The following is a 329-nucleotide window of genomic DNA, read 5'->3' as shown; positions in this document are numbered from 1 at the left end:
ATTAAACGAATATCTGTTTCTTAAGAAAAATGAAGATAAGGTAAAAAGTAAGGCTCGTACGGTCTATAGAAAGTCCAATGAGCCTGTTGAAAACAAATCCAATTCTTTCTATAAAAGACATTGTTTAGATTATAAATTAGCTGAAAAGTTGCATGATGAGTATCTAAATAGAAAAGAAGCATGACTTGAACATTATTAGCTAAAGTCATGCTTCTTTTCTATTTCATTTCCGCTTTCTTATCCTTCTTCTCCATTCTCATCTTTTCCTTGTGCGTCTTCTTGTGCTTCATCTGGAGATGTGAAGTGATCTCTCGATGATGCAACATATC

At 33.1% G+C, this 329-nt stretch carries 1 protein-coding gene; it reads left to right on the top strand.

Features of this window, described 5'->3' with window-relative positions:
- Positions 1 to 184: type III toxin-antitoxin system ToxN/AbiQ family toxin (locus tag AC6UDG_RS07490; RefSeq protein WP_500706959.1), on the top strand; the 184-nt coding region annotated here is incomplete at its 5' end.
- Positions 185 to 329 lie beyond the last annotated feature (145 nt).

The sequence above is a fragment of the Fructilactobacillus sp. X2R1C1 genome (assembly GCF_059901435.1).
This window is presented reverse-complemented; position numbering and strand designations above follow the sequence as displayed.